This window comes from Pseudomonas sp. GM50 (assembly GCF_000282375.1).
In the GTDB taxonomy this organism is placed as follows: domain Bacteria; phylum Pseudomonadota; class Gammaproteobacteria; order Pseudomonadales; family Pseudomonadaceae; genus Aquipseudomonas.
Genome location: NZ_AKJK01000046.1, coordinates 47668 through 64499, shown reverse-complemented (window position 1 = coordinate 64499; position 16832 = coordinate 47668). Strand labels below are relative to the sequence as shown.

The 16832-nt window shown below is 57.9% G+C and carries 21 protein-coding genes; 13 read left to right on the top strand and 8 right to left on the bottom strand.

The window, feature by feature from the left end:
* The 3 genes from PMI30_RS18730 to PMI30_RS18740 form a co-directional block, all read right to left on the bottom strand.
* Window positions 1-174 (bottom strand): alpha/beta fold hydrolase (locus PMI30_RS18730; protein ID WP_008008662.1); only part of this gene is annotated, 174 nt, incomplete at its 3' end.
* A complete protein-coding gene (locus tag PMI30_RS18735) occupies window positions 175-957 on the bottom strand; it encodes a class II aldolase/adducin family protein (protein ID WP_008008660.1) in 783 nt (260 codons plus the stop codon).
* A 190-nt stretch (window positions 958-1147) separates the two neighbouring features.
* On the bottom strand, window positions 1148-1603 hold the full coding sequence (locus tag PMI30_RS18740; RefSeq protein WP_008008658.1) for a flavodoxin: 456 nt from the start codon (window positions 1601-1603) through the stop codon (window positions 1148-1150).
* A gap of 103 nt (window positions 1604-1706) precedes the next feature.
* Here PMI30_RS18740 and PMI30_RS18745 point away from each other — a divergent pair, with 103 nt between their 5' ends.
* Window positions 1707-2183 (top strand): PAS domain-containing protein, encoded by a 477-nt coding sequence (locus PMI30_RS18745; protein ID WP_008008657.1) that lies wholly within the window; start codon window positions 1707-1709, stop codon window positions 2181-2183.
* A gap of 55 nt (window positions 2184-2238) precedes the next feature.
* Complete coding sequence (locus tag PMI30_RS18750) at window positions 2239-2844, top strand: hypothetical protein (protein WP_008008656.1); 606 nt, start codon at window positions 2239-2241, stop codon at window positions 2842-2844.
* A 19-nt stretch (window positions 2845-2863) separates the two neighbouring features.
* Here PMI30_RS18750 and PMI30_RS18755 read toward each other — a convergent pair whose 3' ends face one another.
* Complete coding sequence (locus PMI30_RS18755; protein WP_032835207.1) at window positions 2864-3841, bottom strand: MerR family transcriptional regulator; 978 nt, start codon at window positions 3839-3841, stop codon at window positions 2864-2866.
* A gap of 192 nt (window positions 3842-4033) precedes the next feature.
* Between PMI30_RS18755 and PMI30_RS18760 the strand changes: the two genes are divergently transcribed.
* The 7 genes from PMI30_RS18760 to PMI30_RS18790 all read left to right on the top strand — a co-directional run bounded on the left by PMI30_RS18760 (window position 4034) and on the right by PMI30_RS18790 (window position 8708).
* Complete coding sequence (locus PMI30_RS18760; RefSeq protein WP_008008654.1) at window positions 4034-4603, top strand: antibiotic biosynthesis monooxygenase; 570 nt, start codon at window positions 4034-4036, stop codon at window positions 4601-4603.
* Between the two features lie 176 nt (window positions 4604-4779).
* Entirely contained in the window at window positions 4780-5490 is a 711-nt protein-coding gene (gene folM, locus PMI30_RS18765; RefSeq protein WP_008008653.1) for a dihydromonapterin reductase, read from the top strand.
* 22 nt (window positions 5491-5512) lie between these two features.
* Window positions 5513-6088: a GTP cyclohydrolase I FolE gene (folE, locus tag PMI30_RS18770; RefSeq protein ID WP_008008652.1), complete on the top strand. Its 576-nt coding sequence runs from the start codon at window positions 5513-5515 to the stop codon at window positions 6086-6088.
* Window positions 6089-6090: 2 nt separating this feature from the next.
* On the top strand, window positions 6091-6462 hold the full coding sequence (folX, locus tag PMI30_RS18775) for a dihydroneopterin triphosphate 2'-epimerase (RefSeq protein ID WP_007901645.1): 372 nt from the start codon (window positions 6091-6093) through the stop codon (window positions 6460-6462).
* Window positions 6463-6558: 96 nt separating this feature from the next.
* The gene (locus PMI30_RS18780) at window positions 6559-6855 is read left to right on the top strand and encodes a DUF1244 domain-containing protein (RefSeq protein WP_008008651.1); all 297 of its coding nucleotides are present in this window, start codon (window positions 6559-6561) and stop codon (window positions 6853-6855) included.
* Window positions 6848-7186: a HopJ type III effector protein gene (locus PMI30_RS18785; protein ID WP_008008650.1), complete on the top strand. Its 339-nt coding sequence runs from the start codon at window positions 6848-6850 to the stop codon at window positions 7184-7186. The genes PMI30_RS18780 and PMI30_RS18785 overlap by 8 nt, the downstream gene beginning before the upstream one ends.
* Before the next feature lie 193 nt (window positions 7187-7379).
* Window positions 7380-8708 carry a 2-aminoadipate transaminase gene (locus tag PMI30_RS18790; protein WP_008008649.1) on the top strand — a complete coding sequence of 443 codons (1329 nt, stop codon included), beginning with the start codon at window positions 7380-7382 and terminating at the stop codon, window positions 8706-8708.
* A 110-nt stretch (window positions 8709-8818) separates the two neighbouring features.
* On the opposite strand, the gene trxB is transcribed toward PMI30_RS18790, so the two are convergent.
* Entirely contained in the window at window positions 8819-9775 is a 957-nt protein-coding gene (gene trxB, locus PMI30_RS18795) for a thioredoxin-disulfide reductase (RefSeq protein ID WP_008008648.1), read from the bottom strand.
* A 315-nt stretch (window positions 9776-10090) separates the two neighbouring features.
* Here trxB and cysZ point away from each other — a divergent pair, with 315 nt between their 5' ends.
* From cysZ to PMI30_RS18810, 3 genes are all read left to right on the top strand, one after another.
* The gene (gene cysZ, locus PMI30_RS18800; RefSeq protein ID WP_008008647.1) at window positions 10091-10849 is read left to right on the top strand and encodes a sulfate transporter CysZ; all 759 of its coding nucleotides are present in this window, start codon (window positions 10091-10093) and stop codon (window positions 10847-10849) included.
* Window positions 10850-11084: 235 nt separating this feature from the next.
* On the top strand, window positions 11085-12668 hold the full coding sequence (locus PMI30_RS18805; RefSeq protein ID WP_008008646.1) for a family 20 glycosylhydrolase: 1584 nt from the start codon (window positions 11085-11087) through the stop codon (window positions 12666-12668).
* A 108-nt stretch (window positions 12669-12776) separates the two neighbouring features.
* Window positions 12777-13976, top strand: a complete 1200-nt coding sequence (locus PMI30_RS18810; protein WP_008008645.1) for a glycosyltransferase family 4 protein — start codon at window positions 12777-12779, stop codon at window positions 13974-13976.
* A gap of 114 nt (window positions 13977-14090) precedes the next feature.
* Here the strand turns inward: PMI30_RS18810 and PMI30_RS18815 are convergent, their stop codons facing one another.
* The 3 genes from PMI30_RS18815 to PMI30_RS18825 all read right to left on the bottom strand — a co-directional run bounded on the left by PMI30_RS18815 (window position 14091) and on the right by PMI30_RS18825 (window position 16512).
* The gene (locus PMI30_RS18815) at window positions 14091-15194 is read right to left on the bottom strand and encodes an NADH:flavin oxidoreductase (protein ID WP_008008644.1); all 1104 of its coding nucleotides are present in this window, start codon (window positions 15192-15194) and stop codon (window positions 14091-14093) included.
* A gap of 225 nt (window positions 15195-15419) precedes the next feature.
* Window positions 15420-15902 carry a glutathione peroxidase gene (locus PMI30_RS18820; RefSeq protein WP_008008643.1) on the bottom strand — a complete coding sequence of 161 codons (483 nt, stop codon included), beginning with the start codon at window positions 15900-15902 and terminating at the stop codon, window positions 15420-15422.
* Window positions 15903-16026: 124 nt separating this feature from the next.
* Window positions 16027-16512, bottom strand: coding sequence for an FKBP-type peptidyl-prolyl cis-trans isomerase (locus PMI30_RS18825; RefSeq protein WP_007901600.1), 486 nt, complete (start codon window positions 16510-16512; stop codon window positions 16027-16029).
* Between PMI30_RS18825 and PMI30_RS0129620 the strand changes: the two genes are divergently transcribed.
* A complete protein-coding gene (locus PMI30_RS0129620; protein WP_032835205.1) occupies window positions 16481-16819 on the top strand; it encodes a DUF3565 domain-containing protein in 339 nt (112 codons plus the stop codon). The two genes, PMI30_RS18825 and PMI30_RS0129620, sit on opposite strands and share 32 nt — an antisense overlap.
* Window positions 16820-16832: the final 13 nt, after the last annotated feature.

Here is a 16832-nt window from a genome sequence, read left to right as displayed (position 1 = left end):
CTGCGCCAGCGCCTGCCACAGGTAATGCCAGTCCCAACTGGCGGTCGGGAAGCCATGGATCAACAACAGCGGCTCGCCCTGCCCAGCGGTCCAATAGCGGATGGTCTGACCGTGAAATACGAACGTCTGGCCGCGCTTGCGCCAGACACACAGGGGAATCTCGGCGAGGGCCATTTAGAGTTTATAACCCGGGTCTTGTTTATCGAGTTTGCGTAGCAGCGCCGGCCAGGCCAGCGCGCCGCCCATCCCTTGAGTACTTTTGGTGACACCGGCAATCATTGCCTTGGCGCCCGCCAGAATCTGCGGTTCGATGGCGATCAGCTCCGCGCCACCGTTCTGCGCCAGCACCTGAATCTCGCAGGCGCGCTGGAAGGTAAACATCATCAGGAACGTGTCGGCGATGGTGCCGCCACAGGTCAGCAGACCGTGGTTGTGCAGCATCAGGAAATTGTTTTCTCCGAGGTCGGCTTGCAGTCGCGCCTTTTCTTCATGGTTCAGCGCAACGCCTTCGTAGGCGTGATAAGCCAAGCTGGAAAGGACGAACAAGGACTGCTGACTGATCGGCAAGATGCCCTGCTTCTGCGCCGACACCGCCACCCCCGCCGCTGTGTGGGTGTGCAGTACACACACGACATCATGACGGACTTCATGCACGGCGCTGTGGATGGTGTAACCCGCCGGGTTGATCTCGTACGGACTGTCCATCAGCTTGTTGCCGGCCTGATCGACCTTGACCAGGCTCGACGCGGTGATTTCATGGAACATCAGTCCGAACGGGTTGATCAGGAAGTCTTCAGTGCCCGGCACCTTGGCCGAAATGTGCGTGAAGATCAGGTCGTCCCAGCCATGCAGGGCGACCAGACGATAACAGGCAGCCAGGTCGACCCGGGTCTGCCATTCGGCGGCACTGACCTTGTCTTTGATGCTGTGTGGCGATTGGACGGGGGCTACGCTCACGGCAAGAATTCCCTTTTTTATTTTTCTGGCTTTTATTGTTTTTACTGCGTTACAGCAGTCTAGTCAGCCCTCGGACTTCGGGTAGTTGCATTGGCAGCCAGCTTGATGGCCGAACGAGTCAGTGCGCGGGAGAATCTGGATCCATGTCAAAGCACCCGCACACTTGTGGGAGCCTGCTCGCTCCCACAAGTCAGCCCCGCAAAACGCTGACCAGTTCCGCCAGCCAAGGCTCGGCGTCAGTTTCCGGCGTCACGGTTTCGCTGGCGTCCAGACGCAGCATCGGCAGCACTTCGCGCACGCCCAGTTCGCCGAACAATTCACGCATTTGCTCACCGCCACCGCAGAACGTATCGCCATAACTGGAGTCGCCCAACCCGATTACCGCACCCGGCAAACCACGCCAGGCGGCGGGCAATTGATCGCGAATCGCCGAATACAACGGCTGCAGATTGTCCGGCAACTCGCCCATGCCGGTGGTCGAGGTCACGGCCAGAAACGCTTCGGGGCCAAATGCCTGAACATCGGCGAGTGTCGCGCGCGGGTTGTGCCAGGTTTCAAAACCGGCGGCGTTCAAAATGCTTGCGGCGTGGCGGGCGACTTCTTCAGCCGTGCCGTACACCGAGCCGGAAAGGATGGCGACTTTCATCAATCTGATCCTGAATCTAAATATAAGTACGAGATATTAACAGCACCGACCTCATTGATCTTTTAGAATGCGGCGTATCAATCAATACGCAAAGGACTCTGCGATGATCAATGCCTCACTGCTGCAAATGGTGATTGACGCCTCCAATGACGGCATCGTGATTGCCGAAAAGGAAGGCGAACAGGACAACATCCTGATTTACGTAAACCCGGCATTCGAGCGCCTGACGGGTTATACCAGCGAAGAAATCCTTTATCAGGATTGCCGCTTCTTGCAGGCAGGAGACCGCGATCAGGCAGCCCTCGCCTTGATTCGGCAGGCGTTGGGCAGTGGCGGCTCCTGCCGGGAAATCCTCAGGAATTATCGCAAGGATGGCACCCCGTTCTGGAACGAACTGTCGCTTTCCACGGTAAAAAACCCGCACGACGGACAGACCTATTTTGTCGGGGTGCAGAAAGACGTCACGGCTCAGGTCAAGGCGCAGCAGCGAGTCGCGCAGCTGGAAGCGCAATTGGCCGAGGCACAGGCAGAAATTGTTGCACTCAAAACGACGAACGGCTCAAACCAATCTGCGAATTAGTGGTCATTTACTACAATCACCGATGACTTTGTAATTATTACTTTCGAGCAAAATCATGCAGCGCGACGCACTCCTGACGCAGGATGAGCTGGATTTTATCCAGAACATGCAACACAACCCGCAGCTCAATGTGCGAGATGCGACGTCGAGCCTGCTCGTCAACGGTGGTTCGCAGATTCGTGATTTGCTCACACGCCTGGCCGCTCATGAACAAGTCACTATCCAGGCCAATTTCGAAAATCAGCAAATGACCTTCCCGCTGCACTTGGTGGAAGATGAATTTCACGCCATGCATCTACGCCTCGGCGTCCCCAGCATCTATGAAGACGGACCGATGATTCGGCCATGGCGTCTGGCGCTCGAAGAGCCCGTGGCGCTGGAAAATTCCAAGGGGCAACCCGGCACGATGTGGGTGCACGAAATATCGTTCAAAGGGGTTTTGCTGGAGGTTCGCAACAAGACCAAGGCGCCAAAGCACTTCGCGCTATGGTTCAGCCCGTCAGGTTATGAGCGGATTGCGTTGCGCGGAACCTTCGAGCGTGAAACCGAGCAGGGTTTCTACGCCTACGAGTTGAGCCAGAGCGACAAGGACGAAACCGAACGGTTGCGTCAGTACATCCTTCAGCAACATCGTCTGACTCATCCTGCACTGCATATCTGATCGTTCTGTCTACCTGCGCTCAGGTATCCAGGTTTCCCGCCAGGAACTGTTTCAGACGCTGGCGCATCAACACTCCCTCGCTTCCCAGACAACCGATCGATGATCCGGCCAGGCTCTCCTGTGCCAGGTCCGATACATCTCCGGCCAGCAACACCTGACAATCCAGGCTCATGGCCAAGCGTTTCAAGCGTCGAGGCAATTCGCCGGCCGGCGCGTGACTTGAAACCAGCACCAGTGCCTTGGGCTTGATCTTCTCACAGACCAGGATCAACTCGTCGAAGGGCTGACCGATAGCCAGCAATTGAATAGCCGAATCGACGTTGCTCAGATACAGCGCCGTGACCAGCACATCGAGCTCACGACATTGATCGGCCAGGGCGCAGACAATCACTCGTCGCGGTTGCATGACACGTACCAGCAGCAGGCGTTGCAACACTCGAGAACGCAGAAAACCATCCAGAAAAAGCCACTCGCTGGTCTGACCGAACACTTCATGGCGTTGTAGCAATAGCTTCCAGATCGGAATCAGAATGCCCTGAAACACTACTGTCAGCGGGTAACTGGAAAAAATCTGACCGTAGACGTGCTCCAGTTGAACTTCGTCAAAAGCACTCACCGCCGTCTTGACCTGCTGCTGCCATTGGTCGTAGTCGGCTTGAACGAGTTCGTTGGGAATGACCTGCGCCAGCACCTTGAGTGGTTCGGTCTTGGCCAGTATCTTGCCGACCTTGCTGACCGAGACGCCGCGTTCTATCCAGCCGAGGATGCTGCGAACACGCTCGATATCGGTCATCGAATACAAACGGTGTCCGCTTTCGGTGCGCGTGGGTTGTATCAAACCGTACCGCCGCTCCCATGCGCGTAGCGTGACCGGGTTGACCCCTGTCAGGCGCGCGACCTCACGAATCGGGAACAGCTCTTCTCGCATCAGCGAGGTGCTGGGGGGCAAGCCAGGTGCAACGTCGGTCAGCACAGGCATTTTGAAATCTACGTCCATGTATAAAATTGGATCCAATTCTAACTCCACTGCCCCATTAGTGCTCAACACGTTGTTGAACTAATTGGCACAGACGTCCCAGGCATAATCAGGAATAATCCTTGCTTGTCTTGAAACGCAGCCCACCACCCCGGCGCTGTGTCTGGCGAAGCTCTTATCCGGAGCGACGTGTTAGTAATATGGAGATACACAATGTCTACTTCACCCGTCACCCTGATGGTTGCGCGTCGCGTCGCCAATGGGCGTTATCAGGACCTGATGGCCTGGTTGCGCGAAGGCGAACAACTGGCCACCGACTTCCCCGGTTACCTCGGTTCTGGTGTGCTCGCGCCACCGCCCGATGATGACGAATTCCAGATTATCTTTCGCTTCGCCGACGAGCAGACCATGCACGCCTGGGAGCATTCCGCGTCGCGCACTGCCTGGCTGGGACGCGGCAGTGATCTGTTTGCCCACCCTTCGGAACATCGGGTCAGTGGCATCGATGGCTGGTTCGGTGCGGTCGGTCAACGTCCGCCACGCTGGAAACAGGCCGTGGCCATCTGGCTGGCGTTCTTTCCGGTGTCCTTGTTGTTCAACTTTGTATTGGGGCCGCTGCTGGCTGAAACGGGTTTGCTGACCCGTGTGTTTGTTAGCACCCTGTGCCTGACGCCGTTGATGGTTTACTTCTTCATTCCGTTGTCGACCCGTCTGCTGGCCGGGTGGCTGCAAACCCCATCGGCACGTTCGTTGCCCGCCGAACCCACCCCCCAAAATCAATAGCCCCTTTGTAGGAGCGAGGCTTGCCCGCGAAGAATGATGACGCGGTTTGACAGATAGACCGAAGCGTCCTCTTCGCGGGCAAGCCTCGCTCCTACAAAAGCAAGGCCATCGCAGGACGTAGGTGAACAACTCCCGTCGCTGGTATAGTTTTGCTCTCACCGCGACGCGAGCTGTTCATGACCTCTACCGCAGCCCCAATCCTCATCACCGGTGCCGGCCAGCGTGTCGGCCTGCACTGTGCGCAGCGTTTGCTCGAAGACGGTCATCCGGTCATTTTCAGCTACCGCACCGAACGGCCTGGTGTGCAAACCCTGCGCGACCTGGGGGCGACCGCGGTGTTTGCGGACTTTTCCAGCGAGGCCGCAATCCTTGCGTTCATCGGCGAACTGAAAAACCACACCGACAGTTTGCGGGCGATTGTCCATAACGCCTCCGAATGGCAGGCAGAAACCCCGGGCTCCGAAGCCGCGGCGTTCACTCGCATGTTCAGCGTGCACATGCTGGCGCCTTACCTGATCAATCTGCACTGTGCCGACCTGCTACGGCGTTCAAATCCCGCCGACATCGTGCACATCAGTGATGACGTGACCCGCAGGGGCAGCAGCAAGCACATCGGCTACTGCGCCAGCAAAGCCGGGCTCGACAGCCTGACCCTGTCCTTTGCCGCGAAGTACGCACCGGGAATCAAGGTCAACGGTATCGCGCCAGCCCTGCTACTGTTCAATCCCGACGACGACGCGGCGTACCGCGCCAGGGTTCTGGCCAAATCGGCACTGGGCATCGAGCCCGGCAGCGAAGTGATCTACCAGAGCCTGCGCTATTTGCTCGACAACCCTTATGTCACCGGCACGACCCTGACCGTCAACGGCGGACGGCACGTCAAATAAGCCGCTCCCGCGAGGATGTCCCATGACGTTATTCCTGCCTCAGAACACCCTGTCCCAGAACTATCGCGAGATCCTGATCGGCCTCGGTGAAAACCCCGACCGCGAAGGACTGCAAGACACCCCGGTTCGAGCCGCCAAGGCGATGCAATACCTGTGTCATGGTTACGAGCAAAGTGTCGACGAAATCGTCAACGGCGCGCTGTTTGCCTCAGACAACGATGAAATGATCATCGTCGACAACATCGAGCTGTACTCGCTCTGTGAACATCACATGCTGCCCTTCATCGGCAAGGCTCATGTGGCTTATATTCCAACGGGCAAGGTGCTGGGCCTGTCGAAGATTGCACGGCTTGTGGATATGTTCACCCGCCGACTGCAAATCCAGGAAAACCTCACCCGGCAAATCGCCGACGCCGTGCAGCAAGTGACCGACGCCGCCGGTGTCGCGGTGGTTATCGAAGCCCAGCACATGTGCATGATGATGCGCGGCGTCGAAAAACAGAATTCGACCATGAACACCTCGGTGATGCTCGGCGCCTTCCGCGAGTCGAGCAATACCCGACAGGAGTTCCTGCAATTGATTGGACGGAGCAAGTAGCAATGCCACAACTTCAACCAGGAATGGCACGCATCCGGGTCAAGGACCTGTGTTTGCGAACTTTCATCGGGATCAACGAGGACGAAATCCTCAACAAGCAGGATGTGCTGATCAACCTGACCATCCTGTACGCAGCCCAAGACGCAGTGCGTGACAACGATATCGATCACGCGTTGAATTACCGCACCATTACCAAGGCGATCATCGCCCACGTGGAGGGCAATCGCTTTGCCCTGCTCGAACGCCTGACCCAGGAGTTGCTGGACCTGATCATGGTCAACGAGTCGGTGCTGTACGCCGAAGTCGAAGTCGACAAGCCGCATGCCTTGCGCTTCGCCGAGTCGGTATCGATAACACTTGCAGCGAGCCGCTAGCTTCAAGCTTCAAGCGCCAAGCTGTAAACTCGAGCCACCGCAACCCATCTTGCAGCTCGAAGCTTGCCGCTTGCAGCTGTCTCGTAGAGACCCCTCATGAACGATCAACAACGCCTGGAACTTGAAGCCGCCGCCTTTCGCCGGCTGGTTGCCCACTTGGACAGCCGCAAGGACGTGCAGAACATCGACCTGATGAACCTCTCGGGTTTCTGCCGCAACTGCCTGTCCAAGTGGTACAAGGCCGCCGCCGACGAACGCCAGATCGACGTCAGCCTCGACGAAGCCCGCGAAGTGGTTTACGGCATGCCGTACGCCGAGTGGAAAGCCCAATACCAGAACGAAGCCAGCGCCGACCAGCAAGCGGCGTTCGCCAAAGGAAAACCCAATGAATGATTTGAACACCCTGCGCGCCAGCCTCAAGAGCGGCGAACACGCTTTCGCCGATACCTTGGCATTCATCGCTGCCGGTTACGACTATCAGCCCCAGTCGTTCAATAACGGTGGTGTGGAAAGCGCCGCCGGGCAAAACGAAGGTTCGTGCAAGACCCTGGGTCTGGCATTGCTGGAAGGTTTGAGCGATGAAGAAGCGCTGTTGGCGTTTGGCGAGCACTACCGTTCGGTGATGGCCACGCCTGAAGGCAGCGACCACGGCAATATCCGTGCGTTGATTGCCCATGGGTTGGCCGGTGTGAAGTTCTCGCAGCAGCCACTGACTCGTCGCTGAACGCTTTTTGTAGGAGCGAGGCTTGCCCGCGAAGGCGATCCCAAGAACGCCATCGCCGGCAAGCCGTGCTCCTACAGGTATTAGCGGCACATCCCGACTTTTAATATTGACCCGGCAACTTTATTTCGTTTGCCGGGCACCTCTGCTCGCGGCTTAGATAAAAGAAGCATCCCTTCTTCTGAGTCCGGTATCCATGAGCAGCGAAAACATCAGTCGGTCAATCAACATCGTTCATCCCGTCACGCTCAGCCACGGTAAAAATGCCGAGGTCTGGGATACCGATGGCAAACGCTACATCGACTTTGTCGGTGGTATCGGCGTGCTGAACCTCGGTCATTGCCACCCGCGCATCGTCGAGGCCATTCGCGATCAAGCCACCCGGCTGACCCACTATGCGTTCAACGCCGCCCCGCATGTGCCTTACCTCGAACTGATGGATCGCCTGACGGCGTTTATTCCGGTGGATTACCCGGTCAGCGGCATGCTTACCAACAGCGGTGCAGAAGCGGCGGAAAACGCCCTGAAGATCGTCCGTGGCGCAACCGGGCGCACGGCAGTCATCGCGTTCGACGGCGCCTTCCACGGTCGCACACTCGCCACCCTCAACCTCAACGGCAAAGTCGCGCCCTACAAGCAGAAAGTCGGTGTGCTACCGGGGCCGGTGTTCCACCTGCCGTTCCCCAGCAAAGACAATGACGTGACCTGCGCCGAGGCCCTGAAGGCGATGGATCGGCTGTTCAGCGTCGAGATCGACATTGATGACGTGGCCTGTTTTATCGTCGAACCGGTGCAGGGTGAAGCGGGCTTCCTGGCGATGGACGTGGAATTCGCCCAGACGCTACGACGCTTCTGTGATGACAAAGGCATCCTGTTGATCGCCGATGAAATCCAGTCCGGCTTCGGCCGTACCGGCCAGCGGTTTGCGTTCTCGCGGCTGGGCATTGAGCCGGACCTGATCCTGCTGGGCAAAAGCATTGCCGGCGGCGTGCCGCTGGGTGCGGTTGTCGGGCGCAAGTCACTACTCGATAACTTGCCCAAGGGCGGATTGGGCGGCACCTACTCGGGCAACCCCATCGCCTGCGCCGCCGCGTTGGCGACCCTGGACGAAATGACTGACGCGCATCTGCACGCCTGGGGTGCGCAACAGGAAGAAGCGATTGTCAGCCGCTACGAATCCTGGCGAGCCCGCGAACTGTCACCGTATCTGGGCCGCTTGACCGGCGTCGGTGCAATGCGCGGCATCGAGCTGATCAACGCCGACGGCACACCGGCTTCGGCGCAGTTGACGCAGCTGCTGGCCCTCGCGCGCGACTCGGGCTTGCTGCTGATGCCCAGCGGCAAGTCACGACACATCATTCGGCTGCTGGCGCCTTTAACTACAGAGGCGGCAGTGCTGGAGGAAGGGCTGGATATTCTTGAGGCGTGCCTCGCGAAATTGTCCTGCCCCCAAAGTCCATACAGTCCATGTGGGAGCGAGCCTGCTCGCGATAGCGATTTACCATTCAATCTTGATATCGACTGATACACCGCTATCGCGAGCAGGCTCGCTCCCACAGGTACTTTGATCGGCAATAAATCGCGGGCACAAAAAAACCGGCCGAAGCCGGTTTTTTGCTTTCTACAGAATCAGAATCAAGCGTTCTGCAGATCGTCGAGGTAACGCTCGGCATCCAGTGCCGCCATGCAACCGGCGCCGGCAGAGGTGATGGCCTGACGGTAAACGTGGTCAGCCACGTCACCGGCGGCGAAGATGCCTTCGAGGTTGGTTGCAGTGGCGTTGCCGTCACGGCCGCCCTGCACAACCAGATAGCCGTCTTTCAACGTCAGCTGACCTTCGAACAACGAAGTGTTCGGGGTGTGGCCGATGGCGATGAACACGCCGTCGACTTTCAACTCGTCGAAGCTGCCATCGTTGTTCTTCAGGCGAGCACCAGTCACGCCCATGTTGTCGCCCAGCACTTCGTCCAGGGTCGAGTTCAGCTTGAGGATGATCTTGCCTTCGGCAACCCGGGCATTGAGCTTGTCGATCAGGATCTTCTCGGCGCGGAAGGTTTCGCGACGGTGGATCAAGGTGACGGTGCTGGCGATGTTGGCCAGGTACAGGGCTTCTTCGACAGCCGTATTACCACCACCCACCACAGCCACGGGCTTGTTGCGATAGAAGAAGCCGTCGCAGGTGGCGCAGGCCGAGACGCCTTTGCCCATGAACGTTTCTTCCGACGGCAGGCCGAGGTAGCGGGCGCTGGCGCCGGTAGCGATGATCAGCGCGTCGCAGGTGTAAGTCGCGCTGTCGCCAATCAGGGTGTAGGGCTTGGCAGCGAAGTCGACGGCATTGATGTGATCGAACACGATCTCGGTTTCAAAGCGCTCGGCGTGCTCTTTCATCCGCTCCATCAGCGCCGGGCCGGTCAGGCCGTGGACGTCGCCCGGCCAGTTGTCGACTTCGGTGGTGGTGGTCAGTTGACCGCCGGCCTGCATGCCGGTGATCAACAGTGGCTTGAGGTTGGCACGGGCGGCATAGACCGCGGCGCTGTAACCGGCAGGGCCGGAACCGAGAATAATCACTCGCGAATGACGAACTTCAGACATGACCTGCTCCTGTTGACCGGGCCCGAAACACTGGGCGCGGAACGCCGGATTGCCGGCGGGAATAAAAAAGGACCGTTGAAAGCACTTGGGGAAGGCTTGGGCTCGACAGTCCTGTAAAAGAATGGGTGCAGCGTATCGAGGGGGCGAAGATTAAGGAAATACGGTTTAACAATCCAGCTCATAGGCGGTCTCTATCCCATCGAGGTGAATATATAGACGCCTTTGTTACAGTTAATGTCGATGCCGCTACCGCGCTTTCGCCTGTCTGGCAAAGCCGGTAAGGTCGGCGCGTTTACCCTTTGCTCGGAGCACGTTATGCCCGCCCCCGTTCTGTCTGGCCCGCAATACCTGCGCGAGGGCCTCAAGCTGGTCCTGAGCCCAAGCCTGCGCTTGTTCGTGTTGTTGCCACTGGCGATCAACCTGGTGTTGTTCGTCGGATTGATCTATTTGGCTGGCCATCAGTTCAGTATGTGGGTCGATACGCTGATGCCGTCCCTGCCTGATTGGCTGAGCTTTCTCAGCTACATCCTCTGGCCGATATTCGTCGTATTGGTGGTGTTGATGGTGTTCTTCACCTTCACCATGCTGGCCAACGTTATCGCCGCGCCATTCAATGGCTTCCTCGCGGAGAAAGTCGAAGTGGTGGTGCGCGGCACCGACGACTTCCCGGCATTCAGCTGGGGCGAACTGATCGCCATGATCCCGCGCACCCTGTCCCGGGAAATGCGCAAACTCGGCTACTTCCTGCCCAGGGCCATCGGTCTTTTCATCCTGTCGTTCATCCCGGTGGTCAACATCATCGCCGCGCCACTGTGGCTGTTGTTCGGGGTGTGGATGATGGCGATCCAATACATCGACTACCCGGCGGACAACCACAAACTCGGCTGGAACGAAATGCTCGCCTGGCTGCGGCAGAAACGCTGGCAGAGCATGAGTTTTGGCGGGAGTGTTTATCTGGTGTTGCTGATTCCGGTGGTCAACATTCTGATGATGCCGGCGGCCGTGGCCGGGGCAACGTTGTTCTGGGTGCGTGAGCGTGGCGCGGAAAATCTGGTGACACGACCTGCTGATTAGAGCCCGGCTTTGAGCACAGGGGTGCTACCTCGTGAGAGTCTCATCCCTGTTTCCCGGGCCTTCAATCCAGCAGGATCATTGCTCTGTTTTAGCCACCGCCCTTTTCTTACCTGTTACTTCTGACAGTAGCCAGCCGCCAGTGCCAGGTATTCAATAAGTCTTCGGGCTCAGTCATGTCAAAAACCTTCAAGTAGTCAGGGTTGAGTGACGCCCTCGACTTTTGGAGATCAGAGCGATGACAACAGCTGCAGAAAGCCGCAAACCCCACAGTGAAAATGAGTGCTTCCCATGGTTCAGCATGAGTCCATCCGTACTTCACGCCGAGTCTTATGCAGGATTTGCTGAGCCTCATACAGGATTTGTAGTCAGTGCGAGCACGCGAATACTTATTGACGATGAGCGTCTTCACCCTTTGGCAACACGCTTGGCATTCGGCTTCACGGGTGCAGCCGAACTCACACGGCCACCAGCAATCGTACTGAGATCGGAAGGTATCCCTCCGGCGGGTGATGGCGATGTAGAGCTAACACTGTCCACTCCGGATACCGCAGATACACCTATCCCCGCCAATGGTGAAGGTGAGGTCTACCGGATCGATATCACTCGCTCCATTCGCGTCACCGCGCAAAATCCGGGAGCCATGGCCCGTGCGCTGACGACCCTGCACAAAGCGGTTCGGGTATCTACGGTGCTTGACCCTGGCGTAGTGATCGACGCCCCCGTCTATGCCGAACGCTCGGTGATGATTGATATGGGGCGTCGGCAGTTCAGTCCTGAGTGGGTGATCCGTCTGATACAGGAAATGGCGTGGAACCAGCTCAACACACTGCATCTACACCTCACCGACAATGAGGGGGTAAGGGTAATGTTCCCTTCCTTCCCGGACATTTCCAGCGATGATGCCTGGAGTGCAGCAGATCTGAAACGCGTGCTCGACACCGCCGCCGCTTATCATGTCCAGGTTATTCCAGAGCTGGATATGCCTGGGCATATGGGCTGGATATTGCGCGACCGACCAGGGTTTCAACTCGAGCTCAGTAACGGTGCCGTTGTCTCGAAAGCCCTCGACTTCAGCATCCCCGCCGCCCGGGACTTTCTGAAAACACTGTTCTGCGACCTATTGGATATGTTTCCAGACAGTCGATATGTCCATTTGGGGGCAGACGAATACTTTCTAAGTCCGATCAACCCGAACAACACGCCCCGATTGGCTCGATACGTACGTGATGCTTCAGGTAATCCAGAGGCTAACTCCGAGGATGCCGTCAGGTACTTCGTTAATGAACTGGCGGATTTTGTAAGGGTGAAAGGCAAAATCGCCCGGGTCTGGAACGATGGAGCCGTGCAAAAAAATCAAATCATCGCCTTGGACAAACATGTGCAAATCGAATGCTGGAGCATCTGGGGCAGCGAGAGAAAACTTATGAACGTGCAGGAGTTGGTGGATGCCGGCTATACCGTGATCAACGCCCACGGTGACTTCTACTTCGTTATCAACAAAACCTGGGACAATCTCTTCCACGCCAAACATTCGCCTCATGGCATCTATGATGTCTGGCGAGCCAACCGTTTCATGGACAAGGCAGGAGGTGCTTTCACCGAAATTCCTGCGCAAAGTCCGGCGATGGCGGGGGCAGGCATCCATTTGTGGATCGAGAAGCCGGAGTTCAGTTCGCCCGAGGAAATGTGGACTCAGCTGAAATCGTGGTTACTGCCATTGGGGCAGCGCACCTGGGACTCGCCGAACGCCCCGATCGACCATAAGTCACGGTCGTGTATCGCCCGCGCCGTAGCCCATCCACCGCCAGTGCCGTGGTAATAGCGGAGCCCTGGAGTCCAAGGGTTACTGAGCGATGTCCGATGAACACAAATCGTCACCGCCAGGTATCTCGTCACAAATCCATCATCCCACCGTCACAATGACGACATGGCCTCAGCCGACACTGAGGTCATGACGACAGCTCTGCATATCACCCTGATCACCGAAACCTTCCCTCCGGAAATCAACGGTGTGGCCAATACCCTTGGCCGCTTGTTCGATGGTTTGCGCGCGCGCGGGCATCAGGTGGAGTTGGTGCGGCCACGTCAGGGTGGCGACCCGCTCATGGGCAGCAACGATGAGTTGCTGTTGTGTCGAGGCTGGCCGTTGCCGGGTTATCCCGGCCTGCAATGGGGTCAGTCGTCGATGCACAAGTTGCTGCGGCGCTGGAAACGCCATCGTCCGGACGTGTTGTACATCGCCACCGAAGGACCGCTGGGGTTGTCCGCATTGCGCGCGGCGCGGCGCTTGGGGATTTCGGTGGTCAGCGGCTTTCATACCAATTTTCAGCAGTACTCCAGCCAGTACGGCCTCGGGCTGCTGACGCGCTTGCTGACTCACTACCTGCGCTGGTTTCACAATCGCTCGACCCTGACCCTGGTGCCCAGCGCCAGCCAGCGACTGGAATTGGAACGCCGCAGTTTCGAGCGCCTGGCGCTGCTCTCTCGAGGTGTCGACAGCCAGTTGTTTCATCCGGCCAAACGGTTGAAATCGCTGCGCGAGCAATGGGGACTGGCCGAGGATGATATTGCTTTCATCCACGTAGGGCGCTTGGCCCAGGAGAAGAATCTTGGCTTGCTCAAGCGCAGTTTCGACACGCTGAAAATGACTTATCCACAGCGCAAAATGAAATTGATTGTGGTCGGTGATGGTCCGCAAAGATCGATGCTGGAAAAGGAATTGCCCGAAGCGATTTTCTGCGGCTCACAACGCGGCGAAGCCTTGGCCAGTCACTATGCGTCGGGGGATGTGTTTCTGTTTCCAAGCCTGACCGAAACCTTCGGCAATGTGGTGCTTGAGGCATTGGCCTCGGGGCTGGGGGTGGTCGCTTACGATCAGGCTGCGGCGGCCCAGCATATTCGCCATGGCTACAACGGCGTACTGGCCATGCCCGGGGATGAAGAGGCGTTCTGCGATGCCGCACGTTGGCTGCTGGAGGAACGCGAAACCTTGCGCTGCGTGCGCCTTAATGCACGCCAGCATGCGAGCCGCCAGGGTTGGGCGGCGATTATCGAGCAGTTCGAGGGGCAGTTGCGGGGGGCTTGTTTGCAGGGGCAATCCCTGCCTGATGCAGCGTTGTTGCCTTGAAAAGCTTCGCGGGCAAGCCTCGCTCCTACAGGGTTTGTGTCGTTCGCAATATTGCGGGCGACGCTAACCTGTAGGAGCGAGGCTTGCCCGCGAAGAGGCCCGCCCGGATGCCGCTTAAACCAGCGTCATCAACGCTTCACGGCTGAACGGTAGAATGTCCTGCTCACGACCGTCCCGCACTTTCTGCGCCCAGTCCGGGTCCACCAGCAATGCACGACCCACTGCCACCAGATCGAACTCATCGTTATTCAACCGCTCCAGCAGTTTTTCCAGGCTGGCCGGTTGCGCAATCTTGTCGGTGTTGACCATGAATTGCAGGAACTCACCGTCCAGGCCGACGCTGCCGACGGTGATGGTTGGCTTGCCCGTGAGCTTGCGGGTCCAACCGGCCAGGTTCAGCTCGGAACCGTCGAACTCCGGCTCCCAGAAACGGCGTGTCGAGCAGTGGAAAATATCCACGCCAGCGTCGGACAACGGCTTGAGGAACTCACCCAACGCTTCCGGGGTTTGTACTAGACGTGCGGTGTAGTCCTGCTGCTTCCACTGGGAGAAACGGAAGATGATCGGGAAACCCTCGCCGACCGCTGCACGCACCGCTTGAATCAGTTCGATGGCGAAGCGCGAACGGTTCGCCAGGCTGCCACCGTATTCGTCAGTACGCTGATTGCTGCCTTCCCAGAAAAACTGGTCCACCAGATAACCGTGGGCACCGTGGATTTCCACACCGTCCATGCCAATGCTCTGAGCATCCTTGGCGGCTTGGGCGAACGCGGCGATCACGTCCTGGATATCTTCCTTGGTCATGCCGTGAACCACGACCTGACCGTCCTTCAATTTTTCTGACGGGCCGTAACCCGGCACGCTGGCATCCGGCTCAGTGCCGATGCGGCGCACGCTGCCCACATGCCACAGTTGCGGAACGATTTTCCCGCCCTCGGCATGCACCGCATCGACGACTTTCTTCCAGCCGGCCAATGCCGCTTCACCATAGAAGTGCGGCACGTTCGGATAGCCGTTGGAGGCCTTGTGACCGACGGTGGTGCCTTCGGTGATGATCAGCCCAACCCCGGCAGCGGCGCGACGACGGTAGTACTCGATCACTTTGGAATTGGGCACGCCGCCCGGCGAAAACGAGCGAGTCATCGGCGCCATGACGACGCGTGTCGGCAACTCGAGAGCGCCTAGGTGAAAAGGCTTGAACAGGGCTTTGACGGGCATGGGACGCTCCACGGGATATAGACTTTATGACGGCGATAATATGGAGACTGCCAAGCCTTGAACAGCACTATTGATTTAAGTGATTAAGGATCAAAAGACAGAAAACATTGTAGGAGCGAGCGGTGCGGCGATCCGACTTGCCCGCGAAGGCGTCATGTCAGTCGATATCAATGTTGAATGACATGGCGTCTTCGCGGGCAAGCCTCGCTCCTACAGAGGGGGATGTCAGCTCAGCGCTTTTTCAATCGCATGAACGACGGTCGGATCATCCGGCGCCGTACGCGGCGAGAACCGCGCCAGCACACGACCATCCTTGCCCAGCAGGAATTTCTCGAAGTTCCAGGTGATGTCGCCCGGAAATTCCGCGCCTTCGCCCGCCAGTAGACGATACAACTGATGACGCTCATGACCGTTGACTTCCAGCTTGCTGGACAACGGAAAGGTCACGCCATAGTTGAGGCTGCAGAATGCCTGGATCTCCTGCTCGGTGCCCGGTTCTTGCCCGGCAAACTGGTTGCACGGCAAGCCCAGCACACTGAAGCCCTTGTCCTTGTATTGCTGGTAGAGGTTTTCCAGCGCCGCGTACTGTGGGGTCAAACCACATTTGGAGGCAACGTTGACCACCAGCACGACATGCCCCTTGAAGGGCGCCAAAGGTAGCTCCTGACCATCCAGGGCTGTCAGTTTAAGGTCGTGAAAAGCACTCATGACGAACTCCAAATTCCAGTGTTCTTCTCAAAACAGCCACTTGGCGGTGCCACCGGGGACAGCCGCGGACTAAAAAAGGCGCCCCTCGGGCGCCTCTCCAGCTCTCAAAGCTTAGCGCAGAAAATCAGTGGTGATGGCCACCTTCGCCATGGACGTGACCATGAGCGATTTCTTCCTGGCTGGCGTCACGGATATCGATGATCTTGACCTGGAAATTCAGGCGCTGACCGGCCAACGGGTGGTTGCCGTCGACAGTGACATCGTCGCCGTCCAGATCGCGAATGGTGACGATCTGCATCTGGCCGTCCGGCGCGGAAGCGTGGAACTGCATGCCCACTTCCAGTTCGTCGACGCCTTCGAACATGCTGCGGCTCAGGGTGCTGACCAGTTCGGCAGCGTATTCGCCGTAGGCATCTTCAGGTTCTACGGCGACAGTCAGTTCGTCACCGACTGCTTTGCCTTCCAGTGCCTTTTCCAGGCCCGGGATAATATTACCTGCGCCTTGCAGGTAGACCAGCGGCGCGCCGCCGGCGGAGCTGTCGATGACCTCACCAGCGTCGTTGGTCAGGGTATAGTCGATGGAGACAGCCTTATTGGCGGCGATCAGCATGGGGCGAGACCTTTTGCATAAGAAAGATGAATGTCCAAGTTTAGCGAAGCAATCGCCCGAAAGCGAACACAACCCGGACAGACGGGTCGCGATGAAAGCCTCGACCGTCACAGGTTTTCATCAGGACGAAGACGGACACTGGGTGGCCGAGCTTTCCTGCGGCCATACCCAACACCTGCGGCACCAGCCGCCGTGGCAATCCCGGGCCTGGGTGCTGGACCCTTTGCTGCGTAATGAAAAAATAGGCCAGCCCTTTGATTGTGGTTGGTGCGCACAAGGCTCGGTTAGCGATAACCTTGGCGACTGAAATTCGGTAGAAC

Bases quoted from the DNA above. Each gene is read 5' to 3' on its own strand.
- PMI30_RS18760 (WP_008008654.1), top strand. From the start codon at position 4,034: ATGTCTACTTCACCCGTCACCCTGATGGTTGCGCGTCGCGTCGCCAAT.
- folX (WP_007901645.1), top strand. From the start codon at position 6,091: ATGCCACAACTTCAACCAGGAATGGCACGCATCCGGGTCAAGGACCTG.
- PMI30_RS18820 (WP_008008643.1), bottom strand. From the start codon at position 15,902: ATGAGTGCTTTTCACGACCTTAAACTGACAGCCCTGGATGGTCAGGAG.
- folM (WP_008008653.1), top strand. From the start codon at position 4,780: ATGACCTCTACCGCAGCCCCAATCCTCATCACCGGTGCCGGCCAGCGT.
- PMI30_RS18790 (WP_008008649.1), top strand. From the start codon at position 7,380: ATGAGCAGCGAAAACATCAGTCGGTCAATCAACATCGTTCATCCCGTC.
- PMI30_RS18805 (WP_008008646.1), top strand. From the start codon at position 11,085: ATGACAACAGCTGCAGAAAGCCGCAAACCCCACAGTGAAAATGAGTGC.
- PMI30_RS18815 (WP_008008644.1), bottom strand. From the start codon at position 15,194: ATGCCCGTCAAAGCCCTGTTCAAGCCTTTTCACCTAGGCGCTCTCGAG.
- cysZ (WP_008008647.1), top strand. From the start codon at position 10,091: ATGCCCGCCCCCGTTCTGTCTGGCCCGCAATACCTGCGCGAGGGCCTC.
- PMI30_RS18810 (WP_008008645.1), top strand. From the start codon at position 12,777: ATGGCCTCAGCCGACACTGAGGTCATGACGACAGCTCTGCATATCACC.
- PMI30_RS0129620 (WP_032835205.1), top strand. From the start codon at position 16,481: ATGGAGACAGCCTTATTGGCGGCGATCAGCATGGGGCGAGACCTTTTG.
- trxB (WP_008008648.1), bottom strand. From the start codon at position 9,775: ATGTCTGAAGTTCGTCATTCGCGAGTGATTATTCTCGGTTCCGGCCCT.
- PMI30_RS18755 (WP_032835207.1), bottom strand. From the start codon at position 3,841: ATGGACGTAGATTTCAAAATGCCTGTGCTGACCGACGTTGCACCTGGC.
- PMI30_RS18780 (WP_008008651.1), top strand. From the start codon at position 6,559: ATGAACGATCAACAACGCCTGGAACTTGAAGCCGCCGCCTTTCGCCGG.
- PMI30_RS18745 (WP_008008657.1), top strand. From the start codon at position 1,707: ATGATCAATGCCTCACTGCTGCAAATGGTGATTGACGCCTCCAATGAC.
- PMI30_RS18825 (WP_007901600.1), bottom strand. From the start codon at position 16,512: ATGCTGATCGCCGCCAATAAGGCTGTCTCCATCGACTATACCCTGACC.
- folE (WP_008008652.1), top strand. From the start codon at position 5,513: ATGACGTTATTCCTGCCTCAGAACACCCTGTCCCAGAACTATCGCGAG.
- PMI30_RS18750 (WP_008008656.1), top strand. From the start codon at position 2,239: ATGCAGCGCGACGCACTCCTGACGCAGGATGAGCTGGATTTTATCCAG.
- PMI30_RS18785 (WP_008008650.1), top strand. From the start codon at position 6,848: ATGAATGATTTGAACACCCTGCGCGCCAGCCTCAAGAGCGGCGAACAC.
- PMI30_RS18740 (WP_008008658.1), bottom strand. From the start codon at position 1,603: ATGAAAGTCGCCATCCTTTCCGGCTCGGTGTACGGCACGGCTGAAGAA.